The sequence below is a fragment of the Agrobacterium sp. S7/73 genome, assembly GCF_019355535.1.
Classification (GTDB): domain Bacteria; phylum Pseudomonadota; class Alphaproteobacteria; order Rhizobiales; family Rhizobiaceae; genus Agrobacterium; species Agrobacterium tumefaciens.
The window spans coordinates 642,344-660,885 of sequence record NZ_CP072137.1 but is presented as its reverse complement, the minus strand read 5'-3'; the positions used below and the strand labels follow the sequence as shown (position 1 = coordinate 660,885).

Annotated in this window: 19 protein-coding genes; 10 read left to right on the top strand and 9 right to left on the bottom strand. The window is 59.7% G+C overall.

Annotated features, from left to right (window positions below; all coding sequences use genetic code 11):
* Positions 1 to 5: 5 nt before the first annotated feature.
* The 4 genes from J5276_RS17940 to gpmI all read left to right on the top strand — a co-directional run bounded on the left by J5276_RS17940 (position 6) and on the right by gpmI (position 5,247).
* Complete coding sequence (locus J5276_RS17940; protein WP_003511177.1) at positions 6 to 1,244, top strand: 3-methyl-2-oxobutanoate dehydrogenase (2-methylpropanoyl-transferring) subunit alpha; 1,239 nt, start codon at positions 6 to 8, stop codon at positions 1,242 to 1,244.
* 3 nt (positions 1,245 to 1,247) lie between these two features.
* Entirely contained in the window at positions 1,248 to 2,261 is a 1,014-nt protein-coding gene (locus J5276_RS17935) for an alpha-ketoacid dehydrogenase subunit beta (RefSeq protein ID WP_013761697.1), read from the top strand.
* Between the two features lie 2 nt (positions 2,262 to 2,263).
* A complete protein-coding gene (locus J5276_RS17930; protein ID WP_019564783.1) occupies positions 2,264 to 3,517 on the top strand; it encodes a dihydrolipoamide acetyltransferase family protein in 1,254 nt (417 codons plus the stop codon).
* A 212-nt stretch (positions 3,518 to 3,729) separates the two neighbouring features.
* Positions 3,730 to 5,247: a 2,3-bisphosphoglycerate-independent phosphoglycerate mutase gene (gene gpmI, locus J5276_RS17925; protein ID WP_019564782.1), complete on the top strand. Its 1,518-nt coding sequence runs from the start codon at positions 3,730 to 3,732 to the stop codon at positions 5,245 to 5,247.
* 60 nt (positions 5,248 to 5,307) lie between these two features.
* Here gpmI and J5276_RS17920 read toward each other — a convergent pair whose 3' ends face one another.
* The 7 genes from J5276_RS17920 to J5276_RS17890 form a co-directional block, all read right to left on the bottom strand.
* Positions 5,308 to 5,742 (bottom strand): YeeE/YedE family protein, encoded by a 435-nt coding sequence (locus tag J5276_RS17920; protein WP_013761694.1) that lies wholly within the window; start codon positions 5,740 to 5,742, stop codon positions 5,308 to 5,310.
* Positions 5,739 to 6,146, bottom strand: a complete 408-nt coding sequence (locus J5276_RS17915; protein WP_003511172.1) for a YeeE/YedE family protein — start codon at positions 6,144 to 6,146, stop codon at positions 5,739 to 5,741. Before J5276_RS17915 ends, J5276_RS17920 begins: the two co-directional genes overlap by 4 nt.
* Positions 6,143 to 6,496 (bottom strand): sulfite-sensing transcriptional repressor BigR, encoded by a 354-nt coding sequence (gene bigR / locus J5276_RS17910; protein ID WP_003511171.1) that lies wholly within the window; start codon positions 6,494 to 6,496, stop codon positions 6,143 to 6,145. Before bigR ends, J5276_RS17915 begins: the two co-directional genes overlap by 4 nt.
* Entirely contained in the window at positions 6,490 to 7,785 is a 1,296-nt protein-coding gene (gene blh / locus J5276_RS17905) for a bifunctional sulfur transferase/dioxygenase Blh (RefSeq protein ID WP_174012031.1), read from the bottom strand. Before blh ends, bigR begins: the two co-directional genes overlap by 7 nt.
* 193 nt (positions 7,786 to 7,978) lie before the next feature.
* Positions 7,979 to 8,464 carry a hypothetical protein gene (locus tag J5276_RS17900; RefSeq protein ID WP_065704301.1) on the bottom strand — a complete coding sequence of 162 codons (486 nt, stop codon included), beginning with the start codon at positions 8,462 to 8,464 and terminating at the stop codon, positions 7,979 to 7,981.
* Positions 8,465 to 8,477: 13 nt separating this feature from the next.
* Positions 8,478 to 9,269 carry an SDR family oxidoreductase gene (locus J5276_RS17895; RefSeq protein WP_065704299.1) on the bottom strand — a complete coding sequence of 264 codons (792 nt, stop codon included), beginning with the start codon at positions 9,267 to 9,269 and terminating at the stop codon, positions 8,478 to 8,480.
* A 27-nt stretch (positions 9,270 to 9,296) separates the two neighbouring features.
* On the bottom strand, positions 9,297 to 10,124 hold the full coding sequence (locus J5276_RS17890; RefSeq protein ID WP_065704297.1) for an alpha/beta fold hydrolase: 828 nt from the start codon (positions 10,122 to 10,124) through the stop codon (positions 9,297 to 9,299).
* Between the two features lie 129 nt (positions 10,125 to 10,253).
* Between J5276_RS17890 and J5276_RS17885 the strand changes: the two genes are divergently transcribed.
* Both J5276_RS17885 and J5276_RS17880 read left to right on the top strand, forming a co-directional pair.
* Positions 10,254 to 11,240, top strand: coding sequence for a GlxA family transcriptional regulator (locus J5276_RS17885; protein ID WP_174012029.1), 987 nt, complete (start codon positions 10,254 to 10,256; stop codon positions 11,238 to 11,240).
* 121 nt (positions 11,241 to 11,361) lie between these two features.
* Entirely contained in the window at positions 11,362 to 12,093 is a 732-nt protein-coding gene (locus J5276_RS17880) for a FadR/GntR family transcriptional regulator (RefSeq protein ID WP_003511162.1), read from the top strand.
* 27 nt (positions 12,094 to 12,120) lie between these two features.
* Here the strand turns inward: J5276_RS17880 and J5276_RS17875 are convergent, their stop codons facing one another.
* Complete coding sequence (locus tag J5276_RS17875) at positions 12,121 to 12,756, bottom strand: LysE family translocator (protein ID WP_065704529.1); 636 nt, start codon at positions 12,754 to 12,756, stop codon at positions 12,121 to 12,123.
* Positions 12,757 to 13,087: 331 nt separating this feature from the next.
* Between J5276_RS17875 and J5276_RS17870 the strand changes: the two genes are divergently transcribed.
* Genes J5276_RS17870 through J5276_RS17855 form a run of 4 tightly spaced genes read left to right on the top strand, consistent with a single transcriptional unit; the run spans position 13,088 to position 16,596 of the window.
* Positions 13,088 to 14,110 carry an ABC transporter permease gene (locus J5276_RS17870; RefSeq protein ID WP_065704295.1) on the top strand — a complete coding sequence of 341 codons (1,023 nt, stop codon included), beginning with the start codon at positions 13,088 to 13,090 and terminating at the stop codon, positions 14,108 to 14,110.
* On the top strand, positions 14,110 to 14,997 hold the full coding sequence (locus J5276_RS17865; protein WP_003511156.1) for an ABC transporter permease: 888 nt from the start codon (positions 14,110 to 14,112) through the stop codon (positions 14,995 to 14,997). The genes J5276_RS17870 and J5276_RS17865 overlap by 1 nt, the downstream gene beginning before the upstream one ends.
* A 4-nt stretch (positions 14,998 to 15,001) precedes the next feature.
* A complete protein-coding gene (locus tag J5276_RS17860) occupies positions 15,002 to 15,838 on the top strand; it encodes an ABC transporter ATP-binding protein (RefSeq protein ID WP_013761686.1) in 837 nt (278 codons plus the stop codon).
* Positions 15,838 to 16,596, top strand: coding sequence for an ABC transporter ATP-binding protein (locus J5276_RS17855; protein WP_003511153.1), 759 nt, complete (start codon positions 15,838 to 15,840; stop codon positions 16,594 to 16,596). Before J5276_RS17860 ends, J5276_RS17855 begins: the two co-directional genes overlap by 1 nt.
* Before the next feature lie 282 nt (positions 16,597 to 16,878).
* Here J5276_RS17855 and J5276_RS17850 read toward each other — a convergent pair whose 3' ends face one another.
* Entirely contained in the window at positions 16,879 to 18,477 is a 1,599-nt protein-coding gene (locus J5276_RS17850) for an ABC transporter substrate-binding protein (RefSeq protein WP_025595510.1), read from the bottom strand.
* Positions 18,478 to 18,542 lie beyond the last annotated feature (65 nt).

Here is an 18,542-nt window from a genome sequence, read left to right as displayed (position 1 = left end):
GTAGAATGGATATTACCGAAACCACGCATCTCAGCCTGCATGTTCCCGAACCAGCGGTGCGGCCAGGCGACCAGCCGGATTTCTCCAATGTGAAGATACCCAAGGCCGGCTCCGTGCCACGCCCGGAGGTGGACGCAGCACCTGAAGACATGCGCGATCTGGCCTATTCCATCATCCGCGTCCTCAATCATCAGGGTGAGGCTGTCGGCCCGTGGGCCGGGCTGCTTTCGGATGAGGATTTGCTCGTCGGCCTGAAGAACATGATGCGGCTGCGGGCTTTCGATGCCCGCATGCTGATGGCACAGCGGCAGGGCAAGACCTCCTTTTACATGCAGCATCTGGGTGAGGAAGCGGTCAGTTGCGCCTTCCGCAAGGCGCTCTCCAAAGGCGACATGAATTTCCCGACCTACCGGCAGGCGGGTCTGCTGATCGCCGACGATTACCCGCTCGTCACCATGATGAACCAGATCTATTCCAACGAACTGGACCCGCTGCATGGGCGGCAATTGCCGGTTCTTTACTCCTCGAAGGAGCATGGCTTCTTCACCGTGTCCGGCAATCTTGCCACGCAATATGTGCAGGCGGTCGGCTGGGCGATGGCATCTGCCATCAAGGGCGATACGAAGATCGCGGCAGCATGGATCGGTGACGGCTCAACGGCGGAATCGGATTTCCACTCGGCGCTGGTCTTCGCCTCCACCTACAAGGCGCCGGTCATACTCAACATCGTCAACAACCAATGGGCCATTTCCACCTTTCAGGGTATCGCGCGCGGCGGTTCCGGCACCTTTGCGGCCAGAGGCCTGGGCTTCGGCATTCCGGCGCTCCGGGTCGACGGCAACGATTATCTCGCCGTTTATGCCGTGGCACGCTGGGCGGTGGAGCGGGCGCGGCGCAATCTCGGACCGACGCTGATCGAATACGTGACCTACCGTGTCGGTGCGCATTCCACTTCCGACGATCCGAGCGCCTATCGCCCCAAGACCGAGTCCGAGGCATGGCCACTGGGTGACCCGGTTCTGCGGTTGAAGAAACATCTCATCCTGCGCGGCGTCTGGTCGGAGGAGCGGCACCGGCAGGCGGAAGCGGAAATTGCCGACGAGGTGCTTGAGGCGCAGCGTGAGGCGGAAAGCCACGGTACGCTGCATGAGGGCCGTAAGCCGCCAAAGAAGGATATTTTCGAGGGCGTTTACGCCGAGATGCCGCCGCATCTCGCCCGCCAGCGCCAGAAGGCAGGGTGGTGAGACATGACAAGAATGACGATGATCGAAGCCGTCCGCAGCGCCATGGATGTGTCCATGGAGCGCAGCGACGATGTGGTGGTTTTCGGTGAGGATGTGGGCTATTTCGGCGGCGTGTTTCGTGCGACGCAGGGCTTGCAGGGCAAATATGGCAAGACCCGCTGTTTCGACGCGCCGATCAGCGAATCCGGTATTGTCGGCACGGCCATCGGCATGGCCGCTTATGGCCTGCGCCCCTGCGTAGAAATCCAGTTCGCGGATTACATGTACCCGGCCTATGACCAGATCACCCAGGAAGCGGCGCGCATTCGTTATCGCTCCAATGGTGATTTCACCTGCCCCATAGTCCTGCGCATGCCGACCGGCGGCGGCATTTTTGGCGGGCAAACGCATAGTCAGAGCCCGGAGGCGCTTTTTACCCATGTCTGCGGGCTAAAGGTGGTGGTTCCCTCCAATCCTTACGACGCCAAGGGGTTGCTGATCGCCTCGATCGAAGACCCGGATCCGGTGATGTTTCTGGAGCCGAAGCGGCTTTATAACGGCCCCTTCGACGGCCATCACGACCGGCCGGTAACGCCATGGTCGAAGCACGAGATGGGCGAGGTGCCGGAAGGACATTACACCATTCCGATCGGCAAGGCCGAAATCCGCCGCGCCGGGCAGGATGTCACTGTCATCGCTTACGGCACCATGGTGCATGTTGCGCTCGCCGCAGCGGAAGAAACGGGCGTGGATGCCGAGATCATCGATCTGCGCAGCCTTTTGCCACTCGATCTGGACACCATTGTGAAGTCCGTTGCCAAGACCGGTCGCTGCGTCATGGTGCATGAGGCAACGCTCACGTCAGGCTTCGGTGCGGAGGTCGTGTCGCTGGTACAGGAGCACTGCTTCTATCATCTGGAAGCACCGGTCGTCCGTGTGGCTGGTTGGGATACGCCTTATCCCCACGCGCAGGAGTGGGATTATTTTCCGGGGCCGGCCCGCGTCGGGCGCGCTCTCGTCGAAGTCATGGAGGCCTGAAGATGGCGGAATTTGTTATCACTATGCCTGATGTCGGCGAAGGTGTTGCGGAAGCCGAACTGGTGGAATGGAATGTCAAACCCGGCGATCCCGTGCACGAGGATATGGTGCTGGCCGCTGTGATGACCGACAAGGCGACGGTTGAAATCCCATCGCCGGTTGCGGGCGTCGTCACATGGTTGGCAGCGGAGGTGGGTGATACGGTGGCGGTTAAGGCGCCGCTGGTGCGCATCGAAACCAATGCCTCCGCTGTTGCTGCTGCCCCCGCGGATGTGACCGAGCCGGAAGCGCCATCCGACATGACGGAAGAGCCGCCAGCGGCTGAAATCCAGCCCGCCCGCGAAATACAGGATGCGCCGCCTTCCCCTGAGGTGGAACACCATAAACCTCTGGCGTCGCCAGCCGTTCGCCAGCGCGCCGACGATCTCGATATCGATCTCGGACAAGTGAGGGGAACAGGGCCGGACGGGCATATCACCCACGCCGATCTCGATACATTTCTGACCGCACGGTCGCAATCTGAGCGGCCCGCTGCGCCGATAGCTTCCCGCGATAGCGCTGTCGAAGAGGTGAAGGTGACAGGGCTTAGGCGCAAGATCGCCGAGAAGATGACGCTTTCTGTCTCCCGCATTCCCCACATCACCTATGTCGAGGAAATCGACGTGACCGATCTGGAGGATTTGCGCACGACCATGAATGGCAACCGCCGGTCAGGACAGCCGAAACTGACGATCCTGCCGTTCCTGATGCGCGCACTTGTGAAAACGGTCGCCGATCATCCCGGCATGAATGCCACCTTCGATGACGAAAAAGGGGTCGTCAGTCACTACGAAGCGGTGCATATCGGCATAGCCACGCAGACACCTACGGGGCTGATGGTCCCGGTCGTTCGCCACACGGAAGCGCTCGGCCTTTGGGAGTGTGCTGCTGAAGTTGTGCGCGTGGCCGAGGCGGCGCGCACCGGCGCCGCGCAACGGGACGAGTTGACGGGGTCCACCATCACAATCAGCTCGCTTGGCCCCCTTGGCGGTATCGTTTCGACGCCCATCATCAATCACCCGGAGGTGGCGATCATCGGCGTGAACAAGATCGTGACGCGACCGGTCTGGGATGGCAGCGGTTTCGTGCCGCGCAAGATGATGAACCTCTCCTCCAGCTTCGATCACCGAGTCGTCGACGGCTGGGATGCCGCCGTCTTCATTCAGGCCATCAAGGCGCTGCTGGAAAAGCCGGCGCTGATCTTCATCGACGGCTGAGCTTCGTTCGAAAAGGATTTTCTTCCGTGAAGCACTTCAGCTTCACGGAACTGTTTCGGTGTCGGTATAGGCTTGCGTTCGCGATCTTCGAGTATAGAAGAGAAAGAACGAGAAGCGTGTTTTCTCATCATGATCATAGTGGCGGACGGGGGCGCTCCGGTGCCCAGCGCTTCGCTGTTCGTCGGCAACCGAATGAAGAAGAAGGTCCTTTCATGAGCACTCCCAAACCCGTTGTCCTGACTATTCTCGATGGCTGGGGACTGAGCGAGGACACGTCCAGCAATGCGCCGGTACTGGCAAACACGCCCACCATGGATCGGCTTTTCGCCACCTGCCCGAATGCGCGGCTGACCACCTTCGGCCCGAATGTCGGCCTGCCCACCGGGCAAATGGGCAATTCGGAAGTTGGACACACCAATATCGGCGCCGGTCGCATCGTCGCCATGGATCTTGGCCAGATCGATCTGGCTATCGAAGACGGCAGCTTTTTCAGGAACGCTGCGATGCTCGATTTCGCCGCCAAGGTGAAGGCTGCGGGCGGCGTGGCGCATGTGATGTGCGTCGTTTCCGATGGCGGCGTTCACGGCCACATCGTCCACGGTCGGGCGGCGGTGAAGCTGCTGACCGATCTGGGTTTGAAGGTCGTCGTGCACGCCATCACCGATGGTCGCGATGTCGCGCCGCAGTCCGCGGAAGGCTTCGTCGCCGCATTTGCGGCAAGCCTGCCGCAAGGCGCCAGCATTGGCACGGTGATCGGCCGTTATTATGCGATGGACCGCGATAATCGCTGGGAGCGTGTTGAAAAGGCCTATGACGCCATGGTTCTCGGCCGGGGCGAACATGCGCCGGACGCGGTGAGCGCCGTTGCCGCAAGCTACAAAAATGATGTTACGGACGAATTCATCCTGCCAACGGTCATCGATGGTTACGAAGGCTTCAAATCGGGCGACGGTCTCTTCTGCCTGAATTTCCGTGCCGACCGCGCTCGTGAAATCCTGCTTGCTATCGGTGCGGATGATTTCGACGGGTTTGTCCGTGAAAAGCCAGTGCTTTCGGCGCTGCTTGGCATGGTGGAATATTCCACCAAACATGCGACCTTCATGACGACGGCTTACCCTAAGCGCGATATCGAAAATACGTTGGGCGCGTGGGTTGCCAAGCAGGGTCTGCGGCAGTTCCGACTGGCCGAGACGGAAAAATATCCGCATGTCACTTTCTTCCTGAATGGTGGCAAGGAAGAACCTGAAGTGGGCGAAGACCGCTTCATGCCGAAGTCTCCCAAGGTTGCGACCTACGATCTGCAGCCGGAAATGAGCGCGCCTGAGGTGACGGAGAAATTCGTCGAGGCGATCGGCAAGGGTTACGATCTCATCGTCACCAATTACGCCAATCCCGACATGGTGGGCCATACCGGCGATCTGCAAGCCGCGATCAAGGCTTGCGAAGCCGTGGACCGGGGGCTCGCCGCAGTCGTTGCCGCTCTGGAAAAGGTTGGCGGCGCCATGCTGGTGATTGCCGACCACGGTAATTGTGAAACCATGGTTGACCCGGTAACTGGTGGCCCGCACACCGCGCACACCACCAATCCGGTGCCGGTGATCCTGTTCGGCGGACCTGAAGGCGCGAAGCTGCATGACGGTATCCTTGCCGATGTCGCTCCCACGCTGCTGCAATTGATGAATGTGCCGCTGCCTGCGGAAATGACGGGCAAAAGCCTGATCGACCTGTAATCCAGCGATGATGCGCGAGAGCCTGCTGCTCTCGCGCATGTCCAGGCAAGGCGGAAATGCCTACCGTTTGGCGTAGATTCGGTCGTGAACGAGCATGCCGGCGATCATGGCGCAAACGAAGAGAATGACCGGCATTAGGCCGAGAGCAAGCGCCGATATCGCCGGGCCGGGGCAGAAACCGGCAAACCCCCAGCCTGCGCCGAAAATAGCCGAGCCCACAACCAACGGCGCGTCGACCCGAGTTTTGGCGGCAAGGTGAAATTCAGCACTGAGAACTGGTTTGGCAAGGAAACGGCACAACAGAACGCCCGGCACGGCGACCAAAACCGCACCGCCGAGAACGAACATCAGGCTCGGATCCCAATGGCCGCTTGCCACGTCGAGAAAGCCTGAAACGCGGGCAGGATCGATCATGCCGGACAGGGAGAGGCCAAATCCGAACAGTGCCCCGGCCGCAAGTGCCACCACGAAACGCGCCATGACCTGATTTTTCATGACAGCGCTCCGGTTATCGTAGCGGCAAGGATACCGGTGATCAGGAAGATGGCAGTGGCGGTGATGGAGCGCCGGGAAAATCGAGCAAGACCCATGATGCCATGGCCGGATGTGCAGCCGGATCCCATGCGCGTACCGAACCCCACCAGCAGCCCAGCAATGACGATCAGCGGCCAGGGTGCAGATATGGTGAGCGCGGGAAAGCGGCCGAATGCGGCGGCGTAAAGATACGGGCCTGTCAGCAAACCTGCGACGAAGGCCACATCCGTCAAGCGCCGTTCCTTGCCGAGCACATTGCCCAGGATGCCGCTGATACCGGCGATGCGGCCGTTAAAGAGAAACAGAAGAATACTCGCGAGGCCGAGCAGCATACCGCCGAATAGAGAGGGCCAATAGGCTGTCACGGGTTTTCCTCCGGCGCACAGAAGATGGTATAGAGAGCCTCGATCAGCTGCGCCGCTTTTTCCTCGGTTAACCGGTAGAAGATCTGTTTGGCCTCGCGCCGCGTTTCAACAACGCCCGCCTCACGCAAAACCCCAAGTTGCTGGGAAAGTGTGGGCTGGCGGATATCCAGCTTGGCTTCCAGCTCGCCAACAGAAAACTCCCCCTGCGCCAGCGTGCAGGCGAGCATCAGCCGCGCGGGATGGGCAAGTGTCTTCAAGAGTATGGCGACCTCGACTGCGCGTTCCTCCATCTCGGCAAGCGGGATTTCGGTGATATCAGGTATCTGTTTCCGCATGTTTTCCTTTACCATGTGCTGCCCCCCAGCACGTCAAGCGGGAACTTCAGATAACGTTTGCCATTGGCCTCCGGCTCAGGCAGGCGCCCGCCACGGATATTGACCTGCAAGGCGTGCAGAATGAGCTTCGGCATCGGCAAGGTGCGATCCCGCGCCTCACGCAGCTGGATGAAGCCTTCCTCTGTCATGCCAGCCAGATGCGGATTGCCGCGTTTCTGTTCTCCAACAGTGCTTTCCCATTTGGGCGCGCGGCCACCGGGTTGATAGTCGTGTCCGGTGAAAAGCCGCGTTTCGTCGGGAAGGGCGAGAATCTCCTGAATGGATGCCCAGAGTTCTCTGGCGCTGCCGCCTGGAAAATCGGCGCGCGCCGTGCCGGAATCAGGCATGAAAAGAGTGTCATGCACGAATGCGGCGTCGCCCACCACGTAGGTTACGGAGGCAAGCGTATGTCCGGGTGAAAACAGCACGCGAGCTTCCAGCGAGCCGATGTTGAACCGGTCTCCCGCTTCAAACAGCCGGTCCCATTGCGAGCCGTCTGTTTCAAGATCGGGCCAGTTATATTTCTCCTGCCACAGCCGCTGCACACCGGTGACCTTGGCGCCGATTGCCGTTTTCGCGCCGGTTCTTTGGCTGAGATAGTGCGCGGCGGAAAAATGGTCGGCATGCGGATGCGTGTCCAGAACCCATTCCACCGACAGGCCTTGCTCCTTGACATAGGCCAGAATGGCATCGGCATTCACCGTGCCGGTCGCCCCCGATTTCTCGTCGAAATCGTAGACCGCATCGATGATGGCGCAGCGCCGGGTTGCGGGGTCGGAAACGACATATTGCACGCTCGATGTGCTCGGATCGAAGAAAGCCTTGACGTGCGGCTTTGCCGCAGCCTGCCGCTCCAGCCAGCGGACGGCGCCGGAAAGATCGAAACCATGCTGTTGGCCGAAAGTCGCGATCTCGCTTTGTTTCATGCGCCCGTCCAGCGCTTCGCCAAGCACATAAAGCGTTAGCGCCCGAGCTCCACCCTTGCAATGGGCGAATACGGGGCCTTTTGCCTCGGTCATCGTCTGCTGAAAGGCACGAATATCGGCTTCGGTAATAGTCGGGCCATTGACCGGAATAAAACTGTAGGCAAGACCCGCAGCATTGGCGGCGCTTTTTTCATGTTCATTGCCCGGCTGGCCGGGCTCTTCGCCATCCGGCCGGGCATTGATGATGCTTTTGTAGCCCTGATCGGAAAGCGATGAAAAGTCGGAGATATCCGGCTGGCCTGCGACCGTCAGACGTTCGTTGATTCTCACGGCACTCATCGGTTTCTCCTGTTGTTCTAAATTAATATACGTTATCATATAATGTATATTGTTCGGCGGCAACAGACGGAAGAGAAAATTTCAGAGGCGGCGATTTCCTGTGTTCACGACGAAATCACAAGCTTGCCCGAAGGGGATCGAGCAAGTGTGCTTTTCCGGGAAGCCCGCAGGTGAGTGTGGGCGGGGGCTGGCTTCAGGCTAAAAGCTTGCGGCGCGTCGCTTTCCAGCCAAGACAGATTGCCGCAATAAGCAGGGCGAGTTGAGCGACAAGGAATGGTGGTTCGTTGCCGTTCGGAGCCAGTGCGTTCAGTGCCTCGACCTTGAGAAAGGACTGAACGATCAGCACAAACATATTCAGATAAAGGCCCATCGTGGCGGTGATCGAATAAACAGTTCGCGCCCTGCCATTGAGACCGTATCCGTAAAGCGCGACCAGCGCGACCGCCAGAATGATGGTCGAGATGATGCCGACGCCGAGTGCCGGTGTGAAGTTGCCGATTGGAAACAGGAAGCCGGTGAGCGTTGTGGCGAGCGTGGTGACGAGAAACAGCGCCATCATGCGCGGCATCCATCGCCCTGCCGCATAAGCGGGCAGGGCGATCAATCCGGTTACAATGCCTATGAGGCTCAAGGCAACGTGCAATGTCGTGAATTGGGGAATGGTCAGTCCGAGGATCATGATGCGTCTCCCTCTATTCAGTTTGGGTTGCACGATACCGGCTGGCGGCATGTGCATGCGATAGATTGGGCCTCAATGCAGCGCGGGCCGCAAGAAAATTTTCAAGGTCTGCCGTATCCGGCAGGGAAGGAATGGTCAGCGTCTCGCCCAGATCAAGACCGGCCAGGGCTGCATCCACCATCTCGTGAGCATCCATGACCATGGCGGCGGGAATGGCGTCGAGACGTTCCTCTTCCCAGATGGCCGTGCGGGTGATGCCCGGCAGGACACCTTGAACCCGCACGCCGGAAGGGGAAAGCTGCGCGTGCAGCGCCTCGGTGAAGGCAAGCACAAAGGCTTTGGTCGCCGGATAAACGGCGGTAAATGCCGCCGGCATCAAGGCCGTGACCGAGGTGATATTGATGATCGTGCCCTTTCCATCTGCTGCAAGACGCGGTGCGATCGCCGCTGCAAGCCGGGTGACGGCAAGGATATTGAGATTGATCATCGTCGTGACATGGGCCGGGTCCAGTTCCGTGATAGCGCCGTCTCCGGCAATACCGGCATTGTTGACGAGACCGGTGATCCGCCGGTCCTCGCGCAGCCGTGCCTCTACCCTTTCGAGGTCTTCCGCCCGTGAAAGGTCTGCTGCCAGAACCTCGACAGCGATCTGGTGATCCTTTTCCAGCCGCTCGGCCAGCGCCTTCAGCTTTTCGGCGCGTCGCGCCACGAGGATAAGATCGTGGCCGCGTTTTGCCAGGCGCTCGGCATAAACAGCGCCAATGCCATCGGACGCGCCGGTGATGAGAAACGTATTCTGTGTCATGTCCCGTGTTTCCTTTGTCTGATGGTTTCAGGCGTTGATGAAAGCAAGAAGGTCGGCGTTGAACCGGTCCTGATGGGTCTGTGTCAGTCCATGGTCGGCGCCCTCATAGACCTTGAGGGTCGCATGTTTGACGATCTTGACCGTGGAGAGCGCCGAAGCGCCGATCGGCACGATCTGGTCGTCGTCGCCGTGCAGTACGAGCGTTGGCTTGTCGAAAGCCTTCAGGTCCTGATGGAAATCGCTTTCCGAAAAGGCGCGGATGCTGTCGAGCTGGCCCTTGAGGCCGCCCATCATGCCCTGCCGCCAGAACTCGTCGCGAATACCTTCAGAAATCACAGCACCTTCACGGTTATAGCCGTAGAAAGGAATGGTCAGATCCCTGAAGAACTGGCTGCGATTGTCGTAGGTACCCTTGCGGATGCCGTCGAAAACATCGATCGGCAGGCCGATGGCATTGCTTTCCGTCTTCAGCATCAGCGGCGGTACTGCGCCGATGAGGGCGATCCTGGCGACGCGGGCCGTACCATGGCGGCCAGTATAGCGCGTCACCTCGCCGCCGCCGGTGGAATGGCCGACGAGAATGATGTCGTGAAGATCGAGCTGTTCGATTAGCTCGGCCAGATCGTCAGCATATTGATCCATGGTGTTGTTGTGCCAGACCTGGTCGGAGCGGCCGTGGCTGCGGCGATCATGGGCGATGGTGCGGAAACCGTTATTGGCAAAGAATACCATCTGCGCGTCCCATGCATCGGCACTGAGCGGCCAGCCGTGGGAAAAGATGATGGGCTGGCCGTCTTTCGAACCCCAGTCCTTGTAGAAGATGTGCGTTCCGTCTCTGGTGACTATCGTTGTCATGGCTCTCTCTCCTGTTGCGGGTGGTTTGCTTGCGTCCCGTGGGAATAGAGATACTCTGGAGACAGCCGGGGCTGGATTGGCGCTTCTGACAGAAAACGAGCCGAAACTGACAAAACGGGGATGTGGGGCATGGCGGGTGTTGCGGGAAGTGCGCGGGAAGTCGGTCTGGTTCTCTACCGGGACTGTCAGGTCGCCATGGTGCACGGCATCACGGATCTTTTTGCCATCGCGTCGGTCTTCTCAGAGGATCGTGGTGGGCCGAAACTGCGCGTCAGCCACTGGAGCATGGGTGAGGGCGGTGAGTTTTCCCGCTGTCATGACACCGAGCCGGGCAGGCCGGGGCATCCCGATATCTTCGTCGTACCCGGCCGGCTGACCGGGCCAGCCGAAATCGACGAGGCCGGGCCCTATGCCCGCTGGCTGCTGGACCGGCATGCGCAGGGCGCGACGCTGGCCGCCAGTTGCGGCGGTTCCTTTATCGTCGCTGCGACAGGTCTTTTGGCCGGCCGCCCGGCCACGACCCACTGGCTGTTTGCAGAACGGTTTCGCGAGCGCTTTCCCGATATCCGCCTGGAGATAGACAAGATCGTCATCGAAGACGGCGATATCATCACTGCGGGTGGGCTGATGGCATGGACCGATCTTGGTCTGCGCATTGTTGACCGGCTGCTTGGGCCTTCGGTGATGATCGAGACCGGTAAATTCCTGCTGATAGACCCCTCCGGTCGGGAGCAGCGACATTACAGCAGTTTTGCGCCGCGGTTGACGCATGGCGACGAGCCGATCCTGAAGGTACAGCACTGGCTGCAGGCGCGCGCCGGGCGGGCGACCAGTGTCTCCGATATGGCCGCACATGCCGGGCTTGAGGAGCGAACCTTCCTTCGCCGCTTCAAGGCCGCCACCGGTATGAAACCTATCGAATATGTCCAGCATCTTCGTGTCGGCAAGGCGCGGGAACTGCTGGAATTCACCCGTCGTTCGGTAGACCAGATCGCCTGGTCGGTGGGATACGAGGATGCCGCTGCCTTCCGTCGTGTATTTCACCGTATTCTCGGCCTCTCGCCGGGCGAGTACAGAAACCGCTTTTCCAGCGGTTCGGCCATGTTGGCCGCCTGAGGGCAAATCCCGCTGTTGCGACATTGCCGCTTCGCAACGAGTTTGGTGCGAGAAGCGCGGCCCTTGCAATGTGGCGGGTGTTTGCTAACATGCCAGACAAGTTTAAAACAGGTGGGCCGGAATGGACGTTGAGAGCAGCACGAAGCCGGGAATATCGCTCGCGGCGAAAATCAGCTCCGCATTGCGGCGGGATTTGTCTGAAGGCGTGTTCCGTCCCGGCGACCGTCTCCCGAGTGAGAGCGCGCTGACACGCGAATATTCCGTCAGCCGCACCGTGGTACGGGAGGCCATCGCCATTCTGCGCGCGGATGGTCTCGTTGAGGCCCGCAAGGGAGCGGGCGTTTTTGCCATTGAGGTGAAGCCGGCCAAGGAAGTGCCTTTCAATGATCTCGCCGTGGGGCGGATCTCCTCGGTAATCGAACTGCTGGAATTGCGCACCGTCTTCGAAGTTGAGTCCGCCGGGCTTGCGGCATCGCGCCGTTCCGCCGTGCAGGTGGAGTCGATTGTCGATGCGCATCGGCGCGTTGGCGACTGTCTCGCCGCCGGGTTGCCGACGCGGGATGCCGATTTCGAGTTCCATCTGGCCATTGCACAGGCGACGCAGAACAGGCGATTCCCCGAGTTTCTTCAACTCATCCGCTCCGGCATCATCCCGCGTGGCGAATTACAGGGGGCGGCGCCCGGTTCCCGTCCGAAGGACTACAATCTTCATCTCCAGGAGGAGCATGCGAAGATCGTTGACGCCATCATCGAAGGCGATGCCGATGCTGCCCGCCAATATATGGCGGCGCATCTGCGCGGTAGTCTTGAGCGCTACAAGGTGCTTTTGCGCTCCCGTACAGCCGCTGAATAACTAGGAAATTTCAGCTTTCTCAGCAGGTTAAGCGCTCGCCCGTCGGTAGAAAGCCAGAGAGGCGGCAAGCGTCAAAAGTGCGCCGCCGCAAATGCGGTCGAGCCATAACGCCCCTGACTTCCGCAACAGTCTGACGGCCTGCGAGCCCAGCAGGGCATATCCGAACATGACGATGAAATCGATGCCGGCAAAAACCAGCGCAAGCACCGCATATTGCTGGATCTGCGGTGCTGCCGGATCGATGAATTGCGGCAGGAAAGCCGAAAAGAACAGATATCCCTTGGGGTTGGTCACGGCCACAAGGAAGCTTTTGAGGAAAATCGAGCGGGCGGAAGTGGCCCCGGAAGTGTCTGCCGATTGAAGAGCGCCATCGAGCGAGCCTCTGGAGCGCAAAAGCATGACGCCCAGGAAGGCGAGATAACAAACGCCGACCCATTTGACGACGCCGAACCAGAACTCCGAGGCGGCGAGCAATGCTCCCAATCCCAGTGCAACCGCGCCGATCAGGACGAAATCTGACAGCACCGCGCCGGCCATACCTGTAAAGGCGCGGCGAACCCCGAAACGCGAGCCATTCGCAAGCGCCAGCAAAACCGTCGGGCCAGGTGTGGCAATACCGATAAAGGCAACTATCGCAAATGCCAGAAGTGTCATTTCCGCCATGTCTTCCTCCCCGGTGAAGCAGGAGATATGCCGGTGCCGGACCGGCATCTCCACAGGCAGTTCGAAGCGAAGAATACAGGCTTTTGTCATCGCGGCAATATGTGTGATTCCTTTCTCCGGCAAAGCAAAGAACCGCTGGATTTCGGATGAAATCTCGGTCTTGAAAGGCAGCGTTGTTGCCTGCTTCACTCATTTTCCAAGCCTGCCGCAGGACCAATTTTATCGGCATATGCTTGACAGCTCTCCACACCTGTGACAACTTGCGAATAGTTGTCAGACAGGATTGCGCCTTTGTTATTTTGTGCAATCGACTTCTGGCAAGGGAGGAACCATGCCAAAAAGACGCCTTTCGCTGTATGGCCTGTCCGGCCAGATCGGAAGTATTGCGGTCACGCTGCTCGGATTGCTGCTGCTGACCTTTTTCATCGGCCGCCTGATGCCCGCTGATCCGGTGCGGGCCATCGTCGGCGAGGACGCGACCCGCGAAACCTATGAGCAGGTTTACCATGCGCTCGGTTTCGACCGTCCGCTCTGGCAACAATTCATCTATTATCTCGGCGATGTGTTCACCGGCGATTTCGGAACCTCGATCCGCACGGGCCAGCCCGTCATCCAGGATATCATACGCGTCATGCCGGCGACGATGGAGCTTGCGTCCTTCGCGATCCTGATCGGTGCCGGCCTCGGGATTCCCATGGGGGTTTATGCCGCCGTCAAGAAAGACCGCTGGCAGGACCATTTGGTCCGGGTGCTCAGCCTGTTCGGCCATTCCATGCCGATTTTCTGGACCGGTATGATTGCGCTGATCGTTTTTTACGCTCATCTCGGGCTTGTCGGCGGCGGTGGCCGCATGGACCAGTTCTATATCGGCCTCGTGGAGGAACGAACGGGCTTCCTGCTCATCGACAGCCTGCTGGCGGGCGATATGGAAGTCTTCTGGTCGGCCATCAATCACCTCATCCTGCCCGCCGCTCTGCTTGGTTATTCATCGTCGGCCTATATCACCCGCATGACGCGCAGCTTCATGCTCGACCAGCTGGGCCAGGAATATGTGACGACTGCGCGCGTCAAAGGCCTGTCGCAACGCCAGACGGTGTGGCTGCATGCTTTCGGCAATATCCGCGTGCAGCTCGTCACCATCATTGCCCTTGCTTACGGCTCACTGCTGGAAGGCGCTGTCCTTATCGAGACCGTCTTCGCCTGGCCGGGCTTCGGCCAATATCTCACCAGCAATCTTATCATCGGCGACATGAATGCCGTGATGACCTGCGTGCTTATCGTCGGCGTCATCTTCATCGGGCTCAATCTCCTGTCCGACATTCTGTACCGCTTTTTCGATCCGAGGACCCGCTGATGACGGCTCGTGCTGAAACTTCCTTGCGTCTTCCCGTGCCTTTGAACGCGCTGAAGAACATCATTGTCTTCCTGCTGAAAAGCCCGACATCGGCCTTCGGCCTGGTGATATTGCTGCTTCTCGTCATCGCGGCGATTTTCGCGCCCTGGCTTGCGACGCATGATCCTTACGTGCAGGATCTCGCCAAGACGCTGCAGCCGCCCGGTAACGGCCATTTCTTCGGCACGGACGAGCTTGGACGCGATATTTACAGTCGCCTTCTGTGGGGCGCGCGCATCACGCTGACCATCATCTCGCTGGTGTCGATCATTGTCGGTCCGGTCGGTCTGCTGGTCGGCACGGCCTCCGGTTATCTCGGCGGCAAGTTCGATACGGTGATGATGCGCATCACGGATATTTTCCTGTCGTTCCCGAGCCTCATCCTGTCGCTCGCCTTCGTGGCCGCGCTCGGACCCAGCCTCAACAATGCGATCATCGCGATCGCGCTCACCTCATGGCCGCCGATCGCGCGGCTCGCACGCGCCGAAGCAATGACATTCCGCAAGGCGGACTACATTGCCGCCGCAAGGCTGCAGGGTGCTTCGCCGCTGCGCATCATCATAAAATCGATCATGCCCATGTGCCTGCCTTCGGTCCTGATCCGTCTGACGCTGAATATGGCGACCGTCATTCTGACCGCCGCAGGCCTCGGCTTCCTCGGCCTTGGCGCGCAGCCGCCCCTGCCTGAATGGGGCGCGATGATCGCGACCGGACGCCGTTACATGCTCGACAGCTGGTGGCTCGTCACTTTCCCCGGCGTTGCGATCCTTTCCGTCAGCCTCGCCTTCAACCTTCTGGGTGACGGCCTGCGGGATGCGCTCGATCCGAAGCAGATGAACCGGAAATAGGGCCATGGAAAAACCAATCCTCGACGTCGAAAATCTTCGCATCCGTTATGGCGGCTCGCCCACCGAGGCCGTGCGCGGCATCTCCTTCACCCTTGGCCGGGAGCGTCTCGGCATTGTCGGCGAAAGCGGCTCGGGCAAGTCCACCGTCGGCCGGGCCTTGCTGCGCCTCCTGCCATCGGCGACGATAACGGCCGACAAGCTTGATTTTGATGGCCTCGATCTTCTGTCGCTCAGCGAGAAGGAGATGCTGAAGGTTCGCGGACGGCGCATGTCGATGATCCTTCAGGATCCAAAATTCTCCCTCAATCCCATCCGCCGTGTCGGCGATCAGGTGACGGAGACCTATCTGCGCCATTTCAAGGCGTCGAAATCGGAAGCCCGGGAAAAGGCGCTCGCCATGCTCGATGCGGTCAAAATCCGCGACGCCGCGCGCGTCTACGAGCAATATCCGCACGAGATTTCCGGTGGCATGGGCCAGCGCGTCATGATTGCGATGATGCTGCTTGCCGATCCTGATCTGGTCATTGCCGACGAGCCGACCTCTGCGCTGGATGTGACGGTGCGGCTGCAGGTTCTGAATATTCTCGATGGCCTCGTTCGGGATAGAGGCATCGGTCTCATCATGATCAGCCACGACCTCAATCTCGTGCGCAATTTCTGCGACCGGGTACTCATCATGTATGCCGGCCGGGTGGTGGAAACGCTTGCCGCGCGCGACCTCGATCAAGCGCAGCACCCCTACACGCGCGGCCTGCTCGCGGCGCAGCCGCGGATTGGCGGCACGCGTGCGCCACTTGCGGTGCTGGATCGCCGCCCCGAATGGCTGGAGGAGAAAGTATAATGGCCGTTTCCGTTGAAACCCGCGATCTCTCAATCACCTTCGGCAGCGGCCACACGGCGCTGAAAGTGCTGCCTTCGGTGTCCTTTCGCGTCGAGCCGGGCGAGTGTTTCGGTCTAGTCGGTGAAAGCGGTTCGGGCAAATCAACAGTGTTGCGCTGCGTGTCGATGCTGAATGATTTCTGGAGCGGCGAAATCCTCATCAATGGAAAGTCGGTTCGCGACATGCCGCTGATCGAGCGATGCCGCACGTTGCAGATGGTGTTTCAGGATCCCTATGGTTCACTGCATCCGCGCCAGTCGGTGCGCACCGTTCTCGGAGAATCGCTTGCCATCCATAAACTGGGCGATCGTGAAGAGCGCATGCGCAAGGTAATTACGGATGTCGGTCTGCCCGTGTCGTTCCTGGACCGCTTCCCGCATCAGCTTTCCGGCGGCCAGCGGCAGCGCGTGGCGATTGCGCGTGCGCTGATCCTTGAACCGTCGCTGCTTCTGCTCGACGAGCCGACCTCGGCGCTCGATGTTTCGGTGCAGGCCGAAATCCTCAACCTGTTGCAGCGCCTGCGCGAAGAGCGCGGCTTCACCTATATCATGGTGACGCACGATCTCGCCGTGGTCGACCACATGTGCGACCGCTTCGCCGTGATGCTGCGCGGCGAAATCACCGAAATCCTGCCGCGTGAGGCAATCGCCGGCAATGGCGCGACACATCCCTATGCGCGCGAACTGATCGGTGCCTCGCTGGAATATGAAGGCGCATGACACCTCCCAAAGCGTGATCGTCCTCCTCCGGGGCATCACGAATAATAAAATCCTCCTTCCTCGCCCGGCCTTCAGTGCCGGGCAATTTTTTTGGATGGCTACGGCGGGAGGGCGGGCCGCCAACTGCGCTTGGGCTGCTCACACAAGACCCCGGATCTCGTCCGGCGTTACGGAGTGCGGAGGCTTCGCTTGCGCCTAACACCTTGGGTGAATGGAGCTTCACTACAGCAAAAAGGCGCGGGGTTAGCCGCGCCTTTTCCTAATCGCAGATATGGCAGCCGATCACCGCTCCTTGCTCACCTCTTCAAAGCGCGAGAGCCATGGGCTGACGATCATACCCTTGATGTCGCTGCGGAAAGCGGCGGTGTCGACGACTTCGGAAAATGGCTGAATGGACATGACGATTTCGTCCATATAGGCCTGAAGGTCCTCGTAGAGCTTCGTCTGTTTCGCCACGTCGCGCTCGACAAGGGCTTCCTCGATCATCTTGTTCAGCTTTTCATCGAAGAAGCTCGTGCGCCAGCTCTGATAGTTGGTGAGCTTGGCGTCGTCCGCATTGTTCGGATTATAGGCGATGGAGCGCAGGTTGTTGTCCGGATGCGGCTGCTGACCGCCGCCGCCGCGGCCGAGAAGCAGTTCGAAGTTGCGCTCGCGCATGGCGCCGTAAATCTGGTCGCCGGAACCGCTGATCAGTTCGGCCTGGATGCCGGCCTGGGCCAGTGTGTTCTGGATGGCCGTTGCCGCTTTCATGAAGGGGTCTTCCGAGAGCACGCGCAACGTCGTCTTGAAACCGTTTGGATAACCGGCTTCAGCCAGAAGCGCCTTGGCTTTTGCGATATCGAGCTTGTAGCCCTGATCCGGCAGCGCGCCCATCACACCGGTGCTGAGAGAGCGCTGATGCAGCTTGCCGTAATAGGGCATGACCGCCTTGTCGAGACCGTCGTAGTCGATCAGGTAACGCAGGGCTTCGCGCACTTTCTTGTTCGCAAAGCGCTCGTCCTTCATCGAAACGCTGAGGTAATAAAAACCGGAGCCGGGTGTGGATTCGATGGCGATGGTCTTGTCGGCTTCGAGCGACTTCAGGTCCGGCGCCTGCAGGGAATAGGCGACATCGATATCGCCCTTTTCCAGCATCAGCCGCTGCGATTGCGATTCCGGCAGATGGCGCATCAGGACGCGCTTCATCTTGGCTTTTTCACCCCAGTAATCGTCGTTGCGGGTGAGAATGATATATTCGTTGGATTTCCACTGGGTCAGCTTGAACGGGCCGGAGCCCGCCGAATTGAGCGTCAGCCACGCGCCACCGAGATCGCCGTCCTTTTCGTTGGCAAGCGCCGTCTGGCTGTCGATGATCGAGCCGGGCCCATTCTGTGCAAGGATCATCAGCAGCAGGTTGGGATCATCAGGCTTCGGAATATTAAGCACGAAGGTCTGGTCGTTTTCGGCGACGAAAAGCTTGTCGGCATCCTCCAGCTTGAAACCGCGCGTTTTGAGGAAAGACGATTGCGCCAGATTGCGGGCGAGCAGACGTTTCAGGCTCCAAGCCACGTCCTTTGCCGTCACGGCGTTGCCCGACGCGAACTTGGCGTCGGCCCGCAGGTGGAAGCGGATCGATTTCCGATCCTCGGCGATTTCCCAACGTTCGGCAAGGCGGGGCTGGACGCTGCGGTCTTTGGGCGAAAGCACGACCAGCGTGTCGTAGATATTATTCAGAACCTGCACCGTCTCGCGGCCGGTAATGGCGGCTGGATCAAGGGTCAGGATATTGCTCATGGTCGTGGCGACGATGAGCTGGTCCTTCGGCGTTTCGGCAAAGACGCTGAGCGGCACGGCGCCGATCAGCAGTGCACCGAGGGCTGCGGTTGCAAGAAAATGTCTCATTTTTCCTCCCATACGGCCGGTTCATACGGCCTTCCACGTTTCGATCCGCGCGCCTGTTCCTCCAC

Coding starts and splice junctions, on each gene's coding strand:
- J5276_RS17935 (WP_013761697.1), top strand. CDS start 1,248: ATGACAAGAATGACGATGATCGAAGCCGTCCGCAGCGCCATGGATGTG.
- J5276_RS17875 (WP_065704529.1), bottom strand. CDS start 12,756: ATGGCGGAAATGACACTTCTGGCATTTGCGATAGTTGCCTTTATCGGT.
- bigR (WP_003511171.1), bottom strand. CDS start 6,496: ATGGTAAAGGAAAACATGCGGAAACAGATACCTGATATCACCGAAATC.
- J5276_RS17850 (WP_025595510.1), bottom strand. CDS start 18,477: ATGAGACATTTTCTTGCAACCGCAGCCCTCGGTGCACTGCTGATCGGC.
- J5276_RS17855 (WP_003511153.1), top strand. CDS start 15,838: ATGGCCGTTTCCGTTGAAACCCGCGATCTCTCAATCACCTTCGGCAGC.
- J5276_RS17880 (WP_003511162.1), top strand. CDS start 11,362: ATGGACGTTGAGAGCAGCACGAAGCCGGGAATATCGCTCGCGGCGAAA.
- J5276_RS17930 (WP_019564783.1), top strand. CDS start 2,264: ATGGCGGAATTTGTTATCACTATGCCTGATGTCGGCGAAGGTGTTGCG.
- J5276_RS17890 (WP_065704297.1), bottom strand. CDS start 10,124: ATGACAACGATAGTCACCAGAGACGGAACGCACATCTTCTACAAGGAC.
- J5276_RS17940 (WP_003511177.1), top strand. CDS start 6: ATGGATATTACCGAAACCACGCATCTCAGCCTGCATGTTCCCGAACCA.
- J5276_RS17885 (WP_174012029.1), top strand. CDS start 10,254: ATGGCGGGTGTTGCGGGAAGTGCGCGGGAAGTCGGTCTGGTTCTCTAC.
- gpmI (WP_019564782.1), top strand. CDS start 3,730: ATGAGCACTCCCAAACCCGTTGTCCTGACTATTCTCGATGGCTGGGGA.
- J5276_RS17920 (WP_013761694.1), bottom strand. CDS start 5,742: ATGAAAAATCAGGTCATGGCGCGTTTCGTGGTGGCACTTGCGGCCGGG.
- J5276_RS17870 (WP_065704295.1), top strand. CDS start 13,088: ATGCCAAAAAGACGCCTTTCGCTGTATGGCCTGTCCGGCCAGATCGGA.
- blh (WP_174012031.1), bottom strand. CDS start 7,785: ATGAGTGCCGTGAGAATCAACGAACGTCTGACGGTCGCAGGCCAGCCG.
- J5276_RS17865 (WP_003511156.1), top strand. CDS start 14,110: ATGACGGCTCGTGCTGAAACTTCCTTGCGTCTTCCCGTGCCTTTGAAC.
- J5276_RS17860 (WP_013761686.1), top strand. CDS start 15,002: ATGGAAAAACCAATCCTCGACGTCGAAAATCTTCGCATCCGTTATGGC.
- J5276_RS17895 (WP_065704299.1), bottom strand. CDS start 9,269: ATGACACAGAATACGTTTCTCATCACCGGCGCGTCCGATGGCATTGGC.
- J5276_RS17900 (WP_065704301.1), bottom strand. CDS start 8,464: ATGATCCTCGGACTGACCATTCCCCAATTCACGACATTGCACGTTGCC.